Consider the following 18,115-nt stretch of genomic DNA (forward strand, 5'->3'; position numbering starts at 1 on the left):
ATTTTAACGTAATTGGGATAAAATGCTTCAAGTTATTCACATACTTTATTCACAGGTTGAAACGATGCTCGGACAACAGATTCTGCAACTTCTCAAACAGGAAATTCCCCAGATCGAATACGAACGCTACATTCGGCAGCTTCGGTACGACGAAGAGGCTTCCAGGTCCGATATTGCGGTGTTTTACGCCCCAAATCCCCTGATATCCAAATGGGTCAAAACCCGCTACGGCGAGAAACTGTCCCACCTTTTTGAACTCAAGACCGGCATCAAGCCGCAAATCTCCATCGAAGTCAAAAACGGCCGCAAAAAGGCCGCCGAACCGAAAGGGGGTGAATTTTCCGAGGCACCCTCACCCAAATCCCCCACGAAGAGCACGATTCTCAACCCCTCCTACACTTTCGACAGCTTCGTCGTGGGCAGTTCCAACCAGTTCGCCTACACGGCAGCGCTGCGCGTCGCGGAAAAACCGGGAGAACAGTACAACCCCCTTTTCATCTACGGCGGGGCCGGACTGGGGAAGACCCATCTGCTGCACGCCATCGGCAACTTCAACCTGGAGCGCGGCAGACAGGTGATTTTCACTTCGCTCGAACAGTTCATGAACCAGTTCACCCATCATCTGCGCAACCACACGATGGACCGCTTCAGGGACAAATTCCGCAGCTGCGACATTCTTCTGCTCGACGACATCCAGTTTCTCAGCCGCAAGGAAGAGACCCAAAAAGAGCTCTTCCACACTTTCAACGAGCTTCACGGTGCCGGCAAGCAGATCGTCATGACCTCCGACCAGCACCCCAAAAAGATCGCCGGGCTGGAGGAGCGCCTCAGAAGCCGCTTCGAGTGGGGGCTCATCGTCGACATCCAGCCGCCTGAACTGGAGACCAAAATCGCCATCATCAAGAAAAAGTGCGAACTCAACGGCATCCAGATCGACAATGACATCGTCAACTACATCGCCGCCAACATGGGCAACAATATCCGGGAGATCGAAGGGATCATTATCCAGCTCAACGCTTTTGCGAACATGATGAACCAGAACATCACCCTCGAATTCGCAAAAAATGTCGTCAAGAACCAGCTGAAGGAGCGGAGCGAAAACATCACGATCGACGACATCGTCAAAGTGGTCTCCAAAGAGCTCAATGTCAAGCCGAGCGAGATCAAGAGCAAAAGCCGCAGCCGGAAGATCGTCGAGGCGCGGCGCATCGTCATCTACCTCGCCCGGTCGCTCACACCCAACTCCATGCCCAGCCTCGCCCAGTATTTCGGCATGAAAGACCATACGGCCGTCAGCCACGCCATGAAAAAGATCAACGAAATGCTTGACAGGGATGAAACATTCAAAGCCAAAATCGAGGAGCTGGGCCACAAAATTACGGCCATCACCGTGGAATAGCCGTCCGAAGGCATCTTTGAGACGAAATCTATTCATTTTGACGTAAAAAAAAGATATAATAATTACCAGTGAAAAAAGGTGAAGAGTCCGTTTTACCCGCCTCGACGAAAAGATCCCAGAATTCCGCGGCACGCGCGCGCTTTTCACATAAACACGCCATACGACTACCGCTACTGAAAAAATTAAAAAAACAAACAAGGAGTTCCGATGAGACTTGCTGTAGCCAAAAGCACGCTTGAATCACTGCTGATCAACCTTCAGCCTTTTCTCGAGAGAAAGGATACGTCGCAGATCACTTCCCATGTGCTCTTGATCGCATCCGACAATCTGCTTACCGCCAAGGCTACAGACCAGGAGATCGGATTGAAAATCGAAACGGAACATGTCAGCACCCAGCTTGACGGCAAAGCGACAGCCAACGGAAAGAAACTCCTCGACATCGTACGTATTCTCAAAGAGGGCGACATCATCCTCGAAACGATCGAAGAGACGCTTCATATCAAACAGGACCATTCGAAATTCAAACTTCCGATGTTCAATGCCGACGAGTATCCGACCTTTCCCGAAGTCGACGAGCTTCCCTCCATCAAACTCGATTCGATGCAGCTGATACAGATGTTCAAGAAGGTCTCGCCCGCCATCGACACCAACAACCCGAAATATGAGCTCAACGGCGCCCTTCTCAACATCAAGGACAATGAAATCGACGTCGTCGGAACCGATACCCGGCGCCTCGCCATCGGCAAAATACCCAACGAAAGCGACACAACCCTCTCCATGATCATTCCGAAAAAGGCGATTATAGAAATCCAGAAACTCTTTTTCGACCAGATCGACATCCACTACGACGAAACCAACCTGATCATCACCGCCCCGGGATACTACTTCTTCACACGGCTGATCAACGGAAAATACCCCGACTACGAACGCATCATTCCAAAAAGTGTCAAATACTCTCTGACACTTCCCAAAACGAAGATCATCGAAGCGATCAAGCAGATCACCACCATCTCCCAGGAGATCAAACTGACGTTCGAACCAAATTCCATCGTATTCAAGAGTCTGGGAGACGAAAACTCGGAAGCGGTTACGGAGATTGATGCCGAAACCGGTTTCGAAGACAAATTCGTTCTGGCGGTCAACAGCCGCTATCTGCTCGATTTTCTGAGTCACATCGACACGGAGAATTTCACGATGGGTCTGAACGAACCGAACCTTCCCTTCATCGTTCAGAGCAACAACTTCTCGACGGTGATCATGCCGATCATCATCTGAAAAACACTCTGGAACGGAAATATTTGACAAGGATTGAAACTATATGAGTAACCAAAACTACGGTGCAAGCAACATCAAGGTCCTCAAAGGACTCGAAGCGGTCCGCAAACGACCGGGCATGTACATCGGCGACACATCCGTCAAGGGACTTCACCATCTCATTTACGAAGTGGTCGACAATGCCATCGACGAAGCGATGGCAGGCTACTGCGACAAAATAAAGATCACCCTTAAAAAAGACGGAAGTGCCGTAATCAGCGACAACGGCCGCGGTATCCCGACCGATATGCACCCGACCGAAAAGGTCTCGGCCGCCACTGTCGTTTTGACCGTGCTGCATGCAGGCGGCAAATTCGACAAGGACACCTACAAAGTTTCCGGCGGTCTCCACGGCGTCGGCGTCTCGGTCGTCAACGCCCTGAGCGAAAAACTTCACATGACCATCTACAGAGATGGCAAGATCCACGAACAGGATTTCGAAAAGGGAATCCCCGTCAACGAGCTGACCGTCACCGGCAAGACCCGAAAAAGCGGCACCACCATCCAGTTCTGGCCCGATGCCACGATTTTTGAGACCGTCGATTTCCAATACGACATTCTGGCCAGACGATTCAAAGAACTGGCCTATCTCAACCCCCGTATATCGATCACTTTCGAAGACGAAAGAATCGGCAAGAAAGAGGTCTATCATTTCGAAGGGGGCCTCAACCAGTTTGTCCAGGATATGGCGAAAAAAGAGCCGATCTGTTCGGTCATCAGCTACTCCGAGAAAGCGGACGACATCGAAGTCGATATCGCGTTCGAGTATACGACGGCCTACGACGAAAAGCTTCTGAGCTTCGTCAACAATATCCGAACGCCCGACGGCGGAACCCACGAGAGCGGATTCCGGGCCGGTCTGACGCGGGCAGTGAGCCGGTACATCCAGGAAAACGCCAGCGCGCGGGAAAAAGATACGAAAATAAGCGGCGACGATGTGAGGGAAGGATTGGTGGCGGTTGTGAGTGTCCGCGTTCCCGAGCCGCAGTTTGAGGGGCAGACCAAAGGGAAGCTGGGAAGCAGCTATGTCAAACCTCTGGTGCAGAAACTGACCTACGAAAAACTGATGAAATACTTCGAAGAGAACCCGGCCGATGCCAAAGCGATCATGCAAAAGGCACTGCTGGCGGCCAAAGGACGGGAAGCGGCGAAAAAGGCGCGGGAGCTGACGCGCCGCAAAGATGCCATGACCGTCGGAACCCTGCCGGGCAAACTGGCCGACTGCCAAAGCAAGGACGCCACGATCAGCGAACTCTATCTCGTCGAGGGCGATTCCGCGGGCGGTTCGGCCAAACAGGGAAGGGACAGGGTCTTCCAGGCGATTTTGCCTCTGAAGGGTAAAATCCTCAACGTCGAGAAGGCGCGGCTCGACAAAATCCTCAAAAGCGACGAGATCAAAAACATGATCACGGCGCTTGGATGCGGTATCGGGGAGGAGTTCAACCCCGACAAGCTCCGTTACCACAAAATCATCATCATGACCGACGCCGACGTGGACGGCAGCCATATCCAGACGCTGCTGCTGACCTTCTTTTTCCGTTTCCTGCGGCCGGTCATCGAGGAGGGGTATCTCTACATCGCCCAGCCGCCGCTGTACCGGTACAAGAAAGGAAAGCAGGAGATCTACCTCAAAGACGACAGGGCGATGAGCGAATTCCTGATCGAACGGGGAATCGATGCGCTGGATGTCCAGGGGATGGGCAAAAAAGATCTGACGGAGCTTTTCAAACTGGTCGCTTTCTACCGTATGACGCTCAAAGAGCTCGACAAACGGTTCAGCCTCGTGGAGGTGGTCCGCTATCTGATCGAGCATCCCGATCTTTTGGCGCTCAATACCCAGGCTCTTTATGAAGAGATCAAACTTTACCTCGACGGGCTCGGATACAACATTCTCAACAAACATGTGGATGACGAAATAATCCACCTCTATGTCCAGACAGACGAGGGACTCGAAGAGATCGTCATCGACGACGAACTCTTCACCAACCCTTTCTACAACGAGGCGCGATACATTTTCGACAAGATCAGCGAACGCGATCTGGAGATTTTCGGGGGCCGTGATCTGCTTCAATTGCTCGACGAAATCGAAAAGAGCGCCAAAAAAGGCGCCTATATCCAGCGGTACAAAGGTCTGGGAGAGATGAACCCCGAGCAGCTTTGGGAGACGACGATGAACCCGGAAAACCGTCGGCTTCTGAAAGTGGCCATCGAAGATGGCGAAGCCGCCAGCGACGTCTTTACACTCTTTATGGGCGATGAGGTGGAACCCCGCCGCCAGTATATCGAAGAGCATGCGAAGGATGTCAAGCATCTGGATGTCTGAGTGATGCTCTTCTCGGAAAAGCAGGAGCGCGCCAGACGGTTCCGACTGGCGCTGCGAATGGGAATTCCCATCCTGCTGCTGATCAGTGTCCTCGTTTTCTACTTTTTCCGGCAGAGCCGTCTGCAGATAGAGAGGCTGGATATCGCCGTTTTCGTCGCGGTCCTCTTCATCTCCGTCTATTTTCTCTTTTTTCTCATCAATCTCGGCCAGTCCGAGACACTCGTCGACAGAATGACAGGCGCTTTTAACCGTGACTCGCTCATGGACGCGCTGAAAAAGGCGATGAAACATGAAAAAGAGTACAGTATCCTTCTTCTTAGGCTCGACAATCTTCCCTTCATCAGCGACCACTACGGCATCGAGAGAGGAGACAGGCTTCTTAAAGTTTTCGTCTCCGTTCTCAATGAATTTTTCCGACGGCACGATCTCAAGGAGCCCCTGATCGGCCGCTATCACGGAGGGGATTTCATTATCGGGCTGCCTCTTGAAGCGCAGGAGAGTCTGAATCTGATCGAAGACTTCGTTTCGACCTACAGGGAGATCAGCAATCTCGCGGTCGAATTCAAATACGCGGCGGTGCAGAAAGAGAGCGCCTCGGATCTGAATGCGCTGATCACCTATCTTTATGATACGATCTCCCAGCAGAAAGGCTCGTCTGAAAAAAAAGAGCCCCAGGAAAAAAGACTCGATATCGATCTTCTCGAACGGGAGATCGTCGAAGCGGTTCACGACGGAGCTCTCCTTCTGCACTACATTCCCACACTCAATTCCCGCAAAAACGAGATCGATCTTTTCGAAGTGGGGGTGCGACTGAAAACCAAAAACAACGGCATACTTCCGCCGAAAAAGTTTATTCCGGTGGTCAACCGCATGGGGCTTGAAAAGGCGTTCGATGCGGCACTGTTCGAGTCGATCTGCAAAGATGCGGTCCGTGTGCGTTCCGATATCCAATTCAGTTTCAACATCTCGCCCTTCTCACTGCGCAACGAATCTTTCGTCGAAACGATCAAAACAGTCGCGTCGCGGGAAGGGGTGGAGTACGAGCGTATCATCATCGAACTTTTCGAAAACCGGGCTTTCAAGGATATCACCCGCTACAGAATGATCCTCGAAGAGCTCCGGGAACTTGGGATCAAATTCGCCCTCGACAATTTCGGCGCCCCCAACGCGAGTTTCGAATATATCAAAAAGCTGCCTGTCGATATGGTGCAGTTTGACAGAGATTTTACAATTTCTTATAATAATCCGAAAATTTCCTCTCTTCTTAAAGGATATATCCAGGCCTGCCGGAGCATGGGGATCAAAACATTGATCAAATGGGTCGATACCGAAGAGGCGCTGGAGAGGTTCAGACAGCTCGGGATCGACTATATCCAGGGATTCATCGTCTCGAACAGGCCGCTGGGAAGCGAACAACTGATCAAAAAATACGGAGCGAAAAGATGAGATACGGCGAAGAGATTGTAGAGAATTTCGATATCGACAAAGATTTGGAAATCTGGCCCAACAAATTCCGGAAAAACTACAAAATAACGATCACCCTTCCCGAATTCAGCTGCCTGTGCCCCAGAAGCGGCTACCCCGATTACGCCACTTTCGTACTGGAGTATATTCCCGATCTGTGGGTGGTCGAGCTCAAGGCGATCAAACTCTATATCAACTCCTTCAGGAACCGCCACATCAGCCACGAGGAGAGTGCCAATGAAGTGTTCGATGTGCTCTATGAGAAACTGCAGCCCAAATGGATGAAACTGACGGCCGATTTCAACCCAAGAGGCAATGTCCATACGCTCATAGAGATCGACAGTGACCATTTCGAAAAAGAGGTTTGAGATGAAAGAGGTGCGAACCGTCGCGATCGGCGTTATGCTTCTGCTCTTTATCGGAGGGTGCCAGCACTCCAATCCGCGGGAGGCACCCAGGGTGATGGGGGAGCAGAAAAAAAGCGAGTACGCCCGGACGATTCTCGAAAATGCGACACAGCCGAAAACCGAAGACCTCAAAATCAAGAAGATGGAACTCAAGGCCCGCGAAGAGATCGAAAAGATACGGGCCCAGAAGGAGCTGGAGATAGCCAGGCTGAAAGCGGAAAGTGAAAAATCGAAACTGCTCACACAGAAAGAGCTGACGATCAAAAAGATCCAGACGCAGCTCGAGGAGATTCTCGGTGACAGAAAAATGGTGGGCTGGGTCATCGCCCTGTCGGCACTCTTTCTCTTTCTTCTTCTGTGGGTCACGGTCAAGCTCTTCAGGGAGTACCAAAATCACAGAAAACGGCTGGAAGAGGCGAGGATGGCCCATGAAAAGGAGCTTAAAGAGAAGGAGATTCAGGCGCGGCTGGCCGAAAAGATGTTCGAGGCTCTCGGAAGCGGCAATCTGACGGAAGAGCAGCAGAACAGACTGCTCGATTCGCTTGCCGGTGCGAACCGGCAGATATCGTTGAAAAAATGACGTACCGGAACAGGGGTAGATGCTGCGCGCCGTAACGATCCGGACGAACATTTTTTCCAACATTCTTTTTGTCGTCGTAACGGTGGCGGGTTCCCTGCTCGCCCTGCAGTACCATTTTTCGAAAACGATGGCGTATGAGGCGACACAAAGGGGTTTTCTGGATGCGGCGGAAAAGATCACGCTCGATCTGCGCGACAGAGACCGGTTGGTAAAAACGGTTCTCTCCGAACTCTCCTACGACAATGCGTACATCGATTTTTCCGGTGTTTTTCCCCTCAAAACCGTTAGGCGGCTCACCTATACGATGGCCCGTTTCAAACGGATCTACGCCATAAACATCGGCAATCCCTACGGAGATCTTTTCGAAGTCGTCAATATGGCCGGACGCGAGCGCCTCTACAAAACCTATCACGCGCCGCCGCGCACCCGCTGGAGCGTTATCTACATTCACGACACCCCCCAAGGACGCATCAAGCGGTTCGACTACCTCGACGAAGACCTCAAAAGGGTTTTCGGACGCAGCGAACCCTCCGATTTCGATGTCACGACACGGCCATGGTATACCAAAGCGCTGGAGAGCGGCGGCCTCTACCGAACGCTCCCCTACCGTTTCGAAAATCTCAAGGAGGAGGGCATCACCTACTCCAAAACGGTGGGCGCATCCCACAATGTCGTGGCGATCGATCTGACAATCTCCGATCTTGACAACCTTTTGAAAGAGGAGCTTTTCGTTCCCGAGGCGCAAATCTACCTGTTCGACGGAAACGGTACGATCATCGCCGCCACGACGAAAAAACCTGCCCTCGATCCGCCGATGCTCGAAGCAGTCAGACAGAAAGAGTCGGGCCGTGTCTTCACCGCCTCCGTCAATGGAAAGAAGCGATTCATGAGGGTGACACAGCTTTTAGAAGGCATAGGCAAAAATCTCTATCTCGGATTTTCCGTACCGGTTGAGGCGATGATGGGACCTTATCTTCAAAAGATTCTCTACGCTTTTGCGGCGGCGTTGCTGGCACTTCTGTTTGCCATTCCCCTGATACTTCATACAACGGCCCGCATTGTCCGGCCCATCAAAGCCCTGATGAGAGAGAATAAAAAGATCAAGTCCCGCCGGTTCGAAGCGGTCAAACCTGTCTCAACCCGCATCGTCGAGCTTATGCAGCTTTCCGATTCGCTTGTCTTGATGTCCGAAAGCATCCGGGCGTACGAAGAGTCCCTCAAGGAGATGATGGAATCGTTCATCAAACTGATTGCTGGTGCCATCGACGCGAAATCGCCCTATACCGGGGGACACTGCAAGCGGGTCCCTGTCATCGCCCTTATGCTCGCGAAAGCGGCCAGTGCCTCCAGGGAGGGCGAATTCGAAGCCTTCCGGTTCGACAGCGACGAGGCACTCAAAGAGTTCGAACTGGGTGCATGGCTGCACGATTGCGGGAAGATCACGACACCCGAATATGTCGTCGACAAGGCGACGAAACTCGAAACTATCCACAATCGGATCCATGAAATCCGAACCCGGTTCGAAGTGATCTGGCGCGATGTCGAAATCGAATTTTACGAACGGCTGATCGCGGGAGAGGAGAAGGAGCGGCTCGAACGGTGGAAAGAGAAAGAACACCAAAAGCTGATGGAGGAGTTCCGTTTCATTGCGCAGTGCAACCTCGGTTCGGAATTCATGAGCGAGGAGAAAAAAGAGAAAATCCGATCGATCGCGAAAAGAAAGTGGATCCGCCATTTCGACCATATGCTCGGCCTCTCCGAGATAGAACGGGAACGCTACAGATATGTCAGGAAGAAAGAGCCGCCCGTCGAAGAGAACCTTCTGGCCGACCGTCCGGAACATCTTGTCGAACGGTACGATTTCGACGAGGAGGGATACACAAAAAGAGGGTTCAAACTCAAAGTGCCCAAATATCTCTACAACAGGGGAGAGATCCACAATCTCTGCATCGAGAAGGGGACACTGACCGAGGAGGAGCGCTTCAAGATCGAAGAGCATGTCATCATGACGATCCGGATGCTCGAGCAGCTGCCCTATCCGCCGGGAATGGAGAAAATTCCCGAATACGCCGGTACCCACCATGAAACGATGGACGGAACGGGATATCCAAGGAAGCTGGACAAAGAGAGACTTTCCATCCCGGCACGCATCATGGCGATCGCCGATATTTTCGAAGCGCTGACAGCCTCCGACCGTCCCTACAAAAAGATGAAAACGCTCTCGGAAGCGCTGCGCATCATGGCCGCAATGGTGAGAGAAGGCCACCTGGATGCAGAAATTTTCAAACTCTTTTTGAGGTCGGGCATCTACAAAGAGTATGCGCAAAAGTATCTGAAGCCCGAACAGATCGATGCCGTCGACATCGACCGGATTTTAAATGAATCCACAATGAAAATGGTACAATGAAAAAAGTATCCCGAAAGGTTGCATCATGATTGTCCGCCTTCTTTCCATCGCGACGCTGCTGCTGTTTTTCACAGGCTGCAGCGGCCTCAATACGAAAAAGCCCGAACTCTCCGTCGGTATCAACAGTTTCACAATGGTGCCGGGAGAGGGGATGGTTCCCCGTTTCGAGATCGGACTGCACATCGTCAATACGAGTTCTGTGGATATCGATATCAAAGGAATCGTATACAAAATCTATCTGCAGAAGCGTAAAATCGTCACGGGAGCCGCCCACGACCTCCCGAAAATCGCCGCCTACAGCGAAACCGACGTGAAAGTGACCGGGACGCCCGACATTTTCGAAACCATCGGCTTTTTCAAAGATCTGATGTCACAGAAAAAAGAGGCCATCGACTATGTCGTGGATGTCGCTATCGACGCCGGCTCCTTCATCCCGATGATCCACACAAAAAAAGAGGGGCAACTCTCCCTCGCCGGGCGGCAGGTACCGAAATGATCACCCTCGAAGAGCTGGAGAGATCGCCCCTCTATTCGGAAGAACTGGGCATCGATCTTGCCGACAAAAGGGACGGGGAACTCTTCAAATGGTTTCTCGCGAGCCTACTTTTTGGAGGGCGCATCACCCAGACCATTGCGAAACACACCTACCGGGCATTCGAAAAGTACGGTCTCCTGACGCCCGAAAAAATTCTCGATGCAGGCTGGGATTTTCTTGTCAATCCCATTATGTGGGAAGGCGGGTATGTCCGTTACGACGGCAGAAAGTCCGAACAGATTCTAAGAGACTGCGAATCTCTTTTGGAAAAGTACGAAGGAAGCCTCAACAGGGTGCACGATCTTGCCTCAGATTCCAAAGATCTGGAAAAGCGCCTCGACGCATTCTACGGTGTGGGCCCCGTTACGGTGAACATCTTCTTAAGAGAGCTTCGTCCCTTCTGGGAAAAGGCGGACCCGAAGCCTCTGGACATCGTCTTCGAAGAGGCCGAAAAACTCCATATCGATCTTGCCCGATTCGAGCGGAAAAGTCTGCGATTCGTTCGGATCGAAGCGGGACTCATCCGGCACAAGAACGATATTCTGGAAAAGAGAGTCATAAAAAATCTGTAAAGACGCCATTGACGCCCCACTCGAAAAGACGCTTTCTCTCTTTTGGGTCATTGACGACGAAAACGTTCACGAACCGCCCGTGTTGACGGACTTTTCGAACCAGTGACCGGCGGACGGTCTCTCTTGAGAGGTGCAGGGCGTCGGCACGGAGTCTTTCGAGTATGCCCAAAGGATTTTTAAGAGGCCTGTTTGCCAGAAGGGCGGTCGCGATGTTAGGATCGAACTCTCTGCAAAGGGGCAGATAGCTCCGGCGAAAAGAGGAGAGCATCACGATGGATGAGGTCCGGCTCTTTCGAATCATCTCAAAAATGATCCCCAGAAGCGCTTCATCCCGAATGCAACGATGCAAATCTTTGATTTCGAGATTGAGAAAGATGGCGTGCTTTTTTGAAAATTCGAGTACCTCTTTAAGCGTTGGAATCTTCTGGAATCTCTCATCTTCGGGCGGCAGCTCGGCTTCGCCGCTGCGCAGGGTGCCGAAAGGGTCCGTTTCATAGAACCAGCTTCCGAAATCGAGCCGTTTCAGTTCGTGCAGGGTGAAATCCTCCACCCGCCACGGTGCACGGTTTTTGAATGCTTCGATCGCCTTGACGTTGCTGGTTCTTTTCAGGGTGGCGTCGTGCAGGATGACGGGGATTTTGTCTTTTGTAAGACGTATATCCATCTCGACGAAATCGCATCGGCCGATGCTCCCTTTCAAAGCCGCCAACGTATTTTCGGGGAAGCGGGAGCGGTCACCGCGATGCGCGGCGATGAGATGCGGTTTTGAAAAGAGGTCTATAAAACGCATCGGGACATTCAGAGTTTCCGCAAAAGCGCGCCGATGTCGATACCGTAGATTTTGTAATCAAGGTAACGGGCCGTCAGCGCATCGCGGGCACTCACCAGATGGGAGGTCGCCACACCGTTGGCGATGGAAGCGCTCGCTTCGATGAAAGCACCGATATGGTCGGCCACCTTGATGAGCGACCCGTCGATGCCGTCGTAGCTGTCTAAATTGTACTTGGTCTCCATCAGCTCCTTGTCGGTGACGATATTCACGCGGCCGTCGGGACGGATTTTGTCGGCGAATTCGTCGGTGACGTAGTAGCGCAGGTCATTTCGTAAGTACCTGGGCAGCAGCGGCAGCAGTTTCTCTTCGACCACCTTTTTTTCATACTCTTGCAGCAATTCGTCGAGCCCTTCGACCCCGTACTTGACCGGTGAAATGATATCCCGTGTCAGGGCCTCGGCAATGTCGTGGAAAAGGGCCGCGAAAAAGTTGTTGACCATTTTTCTCTCGCAGGCGCCGTACTCCACGCTCAGAAGCCATCCCGTCGCCGCAACGAAAATCATGTGCCCAAGCACCGAAGTCTGCGGCAGCCTCGGTGTCTTCGCCCACCGTTTCTGAAATCTCAGCATCGCGCAGATTTCCAGAAAATTGCGGCTCTTTTTGCCAAGCTCCAGGCGCCTTACGGCTGTTAGGTCGAGATACTCCTCGACTTCCGAATCGATCTTCTCCTTGATCTCTCCCACGCCGTAGGCTTTCGGATGGAAATCGTAGATGATTTCGAACTCCCACCGGCTCGCCAGAAAATGGGCCGCATTGAGGACCCGGCGCTCCAGTTCGCCTTCGTCGGATGCCCTATACTCATGGAACCGCCGCATAAAGCGTTCATCGGCCACTTTGAGAAGCTCTTTTTCGACATAATTGTCGAGCTCCCTCTTTTTATGATGGAGAAGGTGATGAAAAACAGGGGGTTTGAGGTCGGTCACGACGGCACGGTAGGCGAACTCCACCATCCCGTAGCCGATGAGCTTCGGCCAGTCGACCCTCATGCCGTTCTCCTCTTCCTCGATTCGCCCAAGAAGCCACGCGATGATCATCTTGTGCGCCTGTTTGTCGAGCTCGACGAAATCGACGGGTCGAATCTGATCGTTCCAGCGGTCGATACTGGCTGTAGAAAAGAGTAGATGGAGAAATTCCGGTTTGATCATGATGAAGCACTCTTTTTTCGCTCATTATACATCATATGGCGAAGAAGTGAGGAGCAAGAAGCAAGAAGCAAGAAGCAAGAAGCGGGAAGCGATAGAGGGGCAAAGCCCGCTCTATCTGCTCCTAAAGCGCCTCTTCGTCCTCTTCGCCGGTGCGGATGCGGATCGCTTTCTCCACCTCGCTGACGAAGATCTTGCCGTCGCCGATCTTGCCGGTGCGGGCCGTCTCGACGATTTTTTGGGTCACCGTCTCCACCTCTTCGGCTTTGACGACGACTTCGAGTTTCACTTTCGGCAGGAAATCGACCACATACTCGGCACCGCGGTAGAGTTCGCTGTGGCCCTGCTGACGGCCGTAGCCTTTGACTTCGCTGACCGTCATCCCGGTGATGCCCGCTTCGGCGAGGGCATCCTTGACGTCTTCGAGTTTGAAGGGTTTGATAATCGCTTCGATCTTTTTCATTCATCGCTCCTTGCTTACAGGTTCATCGCGCGTTCGCCGTGGACCGCTTCGTCCAGACCCATCGTCTCGGTCTCCTCGTCCACACGTCCGCCGCCGGTGACTGCCGAGGCGATGAAGTAGACGATCGCCGTGACGACACCGCTGTAGACAACGGTCAGACCGACCGCCTCGAGCTGGCTGACAAGCTGGCTGCCCAGGCTGTAGTTTTCGGGCATCGCATACTCGGCGATGAAGAGCGCCGTGGCGATGGAGCCCCAGATACCCACCAGGCCGTGGACCCAGAAGGCATCCAGCGAATCGTCGACCTTGAACATCTTCTTGATCTTGGAGACGGCCAGGAAGCCCAGGAAGCCGCCGACCAGGCCGATGATGATCGCGCCGCCCACTCCGGCCGTACCGGAAGCGGGGGTGATGGCGACCAGACCGGCGACGGCACCGGAAGCGCCGCCGACGAGTGTGGGCTTTTTGAAGACGATCCACTCACCCAGCACCCAACCGATGACGCCCAAAGAGGCCGCCACGTTGGTGACCAGGAACGCCGAAGCCGCCGTACCGTCGGCCGCCACTTCGGACCCGGCGTTGAAGCCGAACCATCCGAACCACAGCAGCATCGCACCCAGGACCACGAAGATGGGGGAGAAGGGTTTGATGGCCGCTTTTTCGTAATCTTTGCGGCGTCCCAGAATCATCGCGACGACAAAGCCCGCGACACCCGCGTTGATATGAACGACCGTACCGCCCGCGAAGTCGATCTCGCCGAAGTTGAGTGTCTCGCCGCCGCCCCAGGCCCAGTGGGTGACCGGTGCGTAGACCGCCAGAATCCAGAGTGCCGCGAAGACGACGAAGGTGGAGAACTTGACCCGCTCGATCATCGAACCGCTGGCGATGGCCACGGTGATGGCGGCGAAAGTCCCCTGGAAAGCGACGAAGAGCAGTTCGGGAATCGACCCGCTCAACGTATCGGCGCCGATGCCCGAGAGCATCAGCTTGCCGGTTCCGATGAAGTCGCCGTCGCCGAAGGCGATGGAGTAGCCGGCGATCACCCAGACCAGTGTGCCGACCGCGTAGGCCGCCAGGCTCATGCCCATCGTGTTGAGCACGTTCTTGCCGCGTGTCAGGCCGCCGTAGAAGAGTGCCAGTCCCGCCGGCGTCATCAGCATGACAAAAGCCGTCGCGACGATCATCCAGGCCGTGTCGCCGCTGTTGAGCTCATCCGCGAACGCCATGGCCGGAAGCAGAGGCAGTGCCAGTATCCATTTCTTCATGAATTCTCCTTGGAAAGTTTTGTACGCTGCAAGTATAGAAAAATCGGATAGTGATTTGGGGAAGATGTTGCCTATTTTTTAATCAATCACTGATGTTGCGTCGTATCTCAGTCAATAATAAAAAGGCTCAAAACGATATTCAAAAAAAGCGAAACGACAAAAAGAATGCGGTAAACCTTCGCCGGGTCTTTTTCGAAAAGGGAGATGTCGGGCGGGTAGTAGGGCTTGACCTTGTCGGGATGGGTCGATTCCCACAGCATCTCGCTGTAGACTTCGTAGCGCCGCTGTCGCTCCTTTTCGATGGCCCGCATCACGACCGACTCCAGCCAGGCCGGGACCGTTTTGTTGAAATGACGCAAAGGTTTCGGCTTGCCAAAAACCGGCGTCTGAAAAGGTTCAATCTCCCCATAGGGGAATTTGCCAGTCAGCGCTTCGTAGAGCGTCACCCCGATGGCGAAGATTTCGCTCTGCTCGCTGATGGGGTCGCCTCTGAAGCGCTCCGGCGCCAGATAACTGGGGGTGCCCGCCCGGGAGGCGATGGAGAAAATTTCGACGATGGAGCCGAAATCGACCAGTTTGAAGAGACGTTTACCCCGCCGCTCGGTGACGATGATATTTTCGGGCTTGATATCGCCGTGAACCAGGTCGAATTTCAGCAGATACTGACACGCCTGCAGCAGGAATTTTCCCAGTTGGATCGCCTCTTCCACCGGCAGGGGGCGGCGCCGGATATACTCTTTGAGAGTCAGCCCTTCTTCGTAAGCCATGACGTAGTAGCGCACGGTACGGTTGCGGGGGATGACGGCTTTTGGGAAAAAGCCCGCCTTCAGGCGCGACGCGTTCCACGCCTCCCGGACGAAGAGATCCAGCAGTTTTTCGTCTTCCGCCGCCTCCACGGGAGGAAATTTCATCACATAGTTGACGCCTTTCTTTTCCGCCAGCCATGTCCTTTCGTTGGCGACCAGAGGCTTGATGAGACGGTATGCGTCGATCACCTCCTCTTTGTGCAGCTTTTGCGGAATGGGCAGGTCGATCTTCTTGAGCCGACAGGTGGTACTCTCCGATACCACTTCTATCACCACGGCTGTCGTATCGTCAGGGAGGTCGTCTTTGACCATCTTGCTAGCCTGTTTCACCAACGACGTGGCCCCCAGTGACAGCTTTTGGGCGATCTCCTCGGTCGAAAGCACCGCTTCCAGTCCATCGCTGGCCAGCAGCAGCCGGTCTCCCGCCCGCAGATTGTTCTCGAAAAGGTAGATATCCACCGTCGGTGTCAGGCCCACCGCCTGGGTCAACACCTGGTGCATCCCCTCCTCTTCCAAAGTGTGGGGGACGCTCAACTGCAAAAGCGCTCCGTCCCGCTGCAGCCAGATGGGGCTGTCTCCGACATTGGCACCGTAGAGCCGCCCCTCTTCGATGACCACTATACTGAGCGTCGTGAGATATTCGGGCCGTTCGTACTCCTCCAGCCCTTTGTGATAAAGGATGGTGTTGATGTTTTCGATGAAGTGGCGGAGGGCTTTTTCGATGCTCCAGGAGCGGGGACGCGACTTGAAACTGTTCATCATGTAGGTGACAGCCCGCTGGGCCGCCTTCGCGCCGGCATCGGCACTGCCGACCCCGTCACAGACGATGCCCACGCAGACACCGTCTTCCATCACTTTGACGGCGGCGAAATCGTCCCCTACCAGCTCTTTGCCTTTGGCGAGGGAGAAGCTAGAAGTGCGGAAAAGCGAGGAGGTCATTTTTATCCTTTTTTGCCATTGGTCTTTGGTCGTTGGTCGCTGGTTATCGGGTTTCGAATTCCACATTCAAAAATCACAAAATTTTTCTCCAAAATCAAGCCGTCTGAATAAATACCCAATCTTTTCTTTCAAGTCTATTTAAGGCATTGGGCATTGAGATTTGCTTCGCAAATCGGCATGAGGCATTGGTACAAGTTGTAACTTTCAAACAGAAGCCACGGTCGATGCCAACGTCCAACGACTAACGACTAACGACTGACGACTAACGACAAATCAGATTCTGCCCCCGGCCGTCAGTCCCCATGTGGTGCGCCAGCGGGTCTTGACCAGGCTGATGCCGACGATGGCCAGCAACACGACACCGGCGAAAAGGAAGAAGCCGGCGGCGTAGCCGTCGAAGGCCCCTTTGGACCATCCCAGCGTCTTGATGAGCGCCGTGCCGCCCAGGCCTCCGGCGCATCCGACGATGCCGGTCATGATGCCCATATCTTTTCCGAAGCGCTGGGGCACCAGCTGAAAGACGGCTCCGTTGGCCATCCCCAGGTTGGCCATGATGAGAAAGAGCACCAAAATGGCGAAATAGAAGCTGTGAACCACCGTCGCGTTGAGCACAGCGAGCAGTGTCACGGCGCCGAAAAAGATGTAGAGCGACTTCACGCCGCCCATTCTGTCGGCGATGCCGCCGCCCACGGGCCGCAGTACCGCCCCGGCGAAGATGCAGAGCGCGCCGAAATAGCCGGCGACGACTTTCACATTCTCCTCTCCCAGGTACTGGGCGCCGAAAGCGCTCATGTCGACCTGATAGGTGTTCATAAGGTAGACCTTCATGTAGTTAGCAAACCCCACGAATCCGCCGAAACTGACGGCGTAGAAGAGGCTGAACCACCAGGTATCCCTGTCTTTGAGCAGCTTCAGGTACTCCCCGATCTTCTTGGGACGGGGTTTGTAAACACTCGGCGGCGCGTCTTTAGCCATGAAAAGGTAGAGAATGAAAATGAAAAGCGAAAGGAGGCCGCCGACCAGGAAAACCGCCTGCCATCCCCAAAGCTCCGCGATTTTCGGCGCGAAGAGAAAGTCGAGGACGACGCCGATGTTGCCGGCTCCCGCCAATCCCAGAACCAGCCCCTGGAGCCGGGGCGGATACCACTGCCCCGCCTGGGGAAGGGCCACGGCGAAGGAGGCACCGGCGAAACCGAGGCCGAAGGCCACGGCCAGCAATTCGTTGTAGGTGATGCTTTCGCCACGGATGTACCCGTAAAAAAGCGACGCGATGACGATGGCCTGAGCCATCAGTGCTGTCTTTTTGGGCCCGAATTTATCGACCCCGAACCCCAGTACGATACGCAATATCGCACCGGAGAGAATCGGAATGGACAACAGGGTGGCTTTCTGCGAAGGGGTCAGGACAAAACCGTTCATAGCAAGCGATTCGGAAATCTCTGTCGCCAACGGCCCAAGCATCGTCCAGACCATGAAACTGAAATCGAAATATAGAAATGCCGCCAGCAGGGTTGGGAAATGCCCTGCTGTTTTGAGTTCACCGAATTTCATCGATTCTCCTCGTTCGATAGATGAGATGGCGGAATTGTTCCATAAAAAAGAACATTTTATTGATTAATAATTAATCATAGATATGCTCAAACCGATGATAAACTTTCGACAGCAAA

Annotated in this window: 15 protein-coding genes; 9 read left to right on the forward strand and 6 right to left on the reverse strand. The window is 53.5% G+C overall.

Translation table 11 applies throughout. The features are described 5' to 3' along the window. Positions 1–64 precede the first annotated feature (64 nt). The 9 genes from dnaA (at position 65) to JMG82_RS07955 (ending at position 11,001) form a co-directional block, all read left to right on the forward strand. Positions 65–1,399 carry a chromosomal replication initiator protein DnaA gene (dnaA, locus tag JMG82_RS07915; protein ID WP_201352166.1) on the forward strand — a complete coding sequence of 445 codons (1,335 nt, stop codon included), beginning with the start codon at positions 65–67 and terminating at the stop codon, positions 1,397–1,399. A gap of 207 nt (positions 1,400–1,606) precedes the next feature. Beyond that, positions 1,607–2,674 carry a DNA polymerase III subunit beta gene (gene dnaN, locus JMG82_RS07920; protein ID WP_201352167.1) on the forward strand — a complete coding sequence of 356 codons (1,068 nt, stop codon included), beginning with the start codon at positions 1,607–1,609 and terminating at the stop codon, positions 2,672–2,674. Between the two features lie 43 nt (positions 2,675–2,717). Next, positions 2,718–5,036 (forward strand): DNA topoisomerase (ATP-hydrolyzing) subunit B, encoded by a 2,319-nt coding sequence (gyrB, locus tag JMG82_RS07925; RefSeq protein ID WP_201352168.1) that lies wholly within the window; start codon positions 2,718–2,720, stop codon positions 5,034–5,036. 3 nt (positions 5,037–5,039) lie between these two features. Then, complete coding sequence (locus tag JMG82_RS07930; RefSeq protein WP_236579216.1) at positions 5,040–6,482, forward strand: EAL domain-containing protein; 1,443 nt, start codon at positions 5,040–5,042, stop codon at positions 6,480–6,482. Then, a complete protein-coding gene (queF, locus tag JMG82_RS07935; RefSeq protein WP_201352170.1) occupies positions 6,479–6,868 on the forward strand; it encodes a preQ(1) synthase in 390 nt (129 codons plus the stop codon). Before JMG82_RS07930 ends, queF begins: the two co-directional genes overlap by 4 nt. A gap of 1 nt (position 6,869) precedes the next feature. After that, the gene (locus JMG82_RS07940; RefSeq protein WP_201352171.1) at positions 6,870–7,487 is read left to right on the forward strand and encodes a hypothetical protein; all 618 of its coding nucleotides are present in this window, start codon (positions 6,870–6,872) and stop codon (positions 7,485–7,487) included. A gap of 19 nt (positions 7,488–7,506) precedes the next feature. Further along, on the forward strand, positions 7,507–9,894 hold the full coding sequence (locus JMG82_RS07945; RefSeq protein ID WP_201352172.1) for an HD domain-containing phosphohydrolase: 2,388 nt from the start codon (positions 7,507–7,509) through the stop codon (positions 9,892–9,894). A gap of 25 nt (positions 9,895–9,919) precedes the next feature. Next, the gene (locus JMG82_RS07950; protein WP_201352173.1) at positions 9,920–10,390 is read left to right on the forward strand and encodes an LEA/WHy family protein; all 471 of its coding nucleotides are present in this window, start codon (positions 9,920–9,922) and stop codon (positions 10,388–10,390) included. Then, positions 10,387–11,001, forward strand: coding sequence for an HhH-GDP family DNA glycosylase (locus tag JMG82_RS07955; protein ID WP_201352174.1), 615 nt, complete (start codon positions 10,387–10,389; stop codon positions 10,999–11,001). The genes JMG82_RS07950 and JMG82_RS07955 overlap by 4 nt, the downstream gene beginning before the upstream one ends. Here the strand turns inward: JMG82_RS07955 and JMG82_RS07960 are convergent. The 6 genes from JMG82_RS07960 to JMG82_RS07985 all read right to left on the reverse strand — a co-directional run bounded on the left by JMG82_RS07960 (position 10,985) and on the right by JMG82_RS07985 (position 17,999). Continuing rightward, on the reverse strand, positions 10,985–11,791 hold the full coding sequence (locus tag JMG82_RS07960) for a glycerophosphodiester phosphodiesterase (RefSeq protein ID WP_201352175.1): 807 nt from the start codon (positions 11,789–11,791) through the stop codon (positions 10,985–10,987). The genes JMG82_RS07955 and JMG82_RS07960 overlap by 17 nt on opposite strands. 8 nt (positions 11,792–11,799) lie before the next feature. Continuing rightward, positions 11,800–12,978 (reverse strand): HD domain-containing protein, encoded by a 1,179-nt coding sequence (locus tag JMG82_RS07965; RefSeq protein ID WP_201352176.1) that lies wholly within the window; start codon positions 12,976–12,978, stop codon positions 11,800–11,802. A 121-nt stretch (positions 12,979–13,099) separates the two neighbouring features. Further along, complete coding sequence (locus tag JMG82_RS07970) at positions 13,100–13,438, reverse strand: P-II family nitrogen regulator (protein WP_201352177.1); 339 nt, start codon at positions 13,436–13,438, stop codon at positions 13,100–13,102. Between the two features lie 14 nt (positions 13,439–13,452). Then, entirely contained in the window at positions 13,453–14,703 is a 1,251-nt protein-coding gene (locus JMG82_RS07975; protein ID WP_201352178.1) for an ammonium transporter, read from the reverse strand. Between the two features lie 107 nt (positions 14,704–14,810). Beyond that, positions 14,811–16,448 carry a bifunctional protein-serine/threonine kinase/phosphatase gene (locus JMG82_RS07980; RefSeq protein WP_201352179.1) on the reverse strand — a complete coding sequence of 546 codons (1,638 nt, stop codon included), beginning with the start codon at positions 16,446–16,448 and terminating at the stop codon, positions 14,811–14,813. A 273-nt stretch (positions 16,449–16,721) separates the two neighbouring features. Continuing rightward, positions 16,722–17,999: an MFS transporter gene (locus JMG82_RS07985; protein ID WP_201352180.1), complete on the reverse strand. Its 1,278-nt coding sequence runs from the start codon at positions 17,997–17,999 to the stop codon at positions 16,722–16,724. Between the last annotated feature and the right edge of the window lie 116 nt (positions 18,000–18,115).

Origin of the sequence: Hydrogenimonas urashimensis (assembly GCF_016593255.1) — a bacterium.
Lineage (GTDB): Bacteria > Campylobacterota > Campylobacteria > Campylobacterales > Hydrogenimonadaceae > Hydrogenimonas > Hydrogenimonas urashimensis.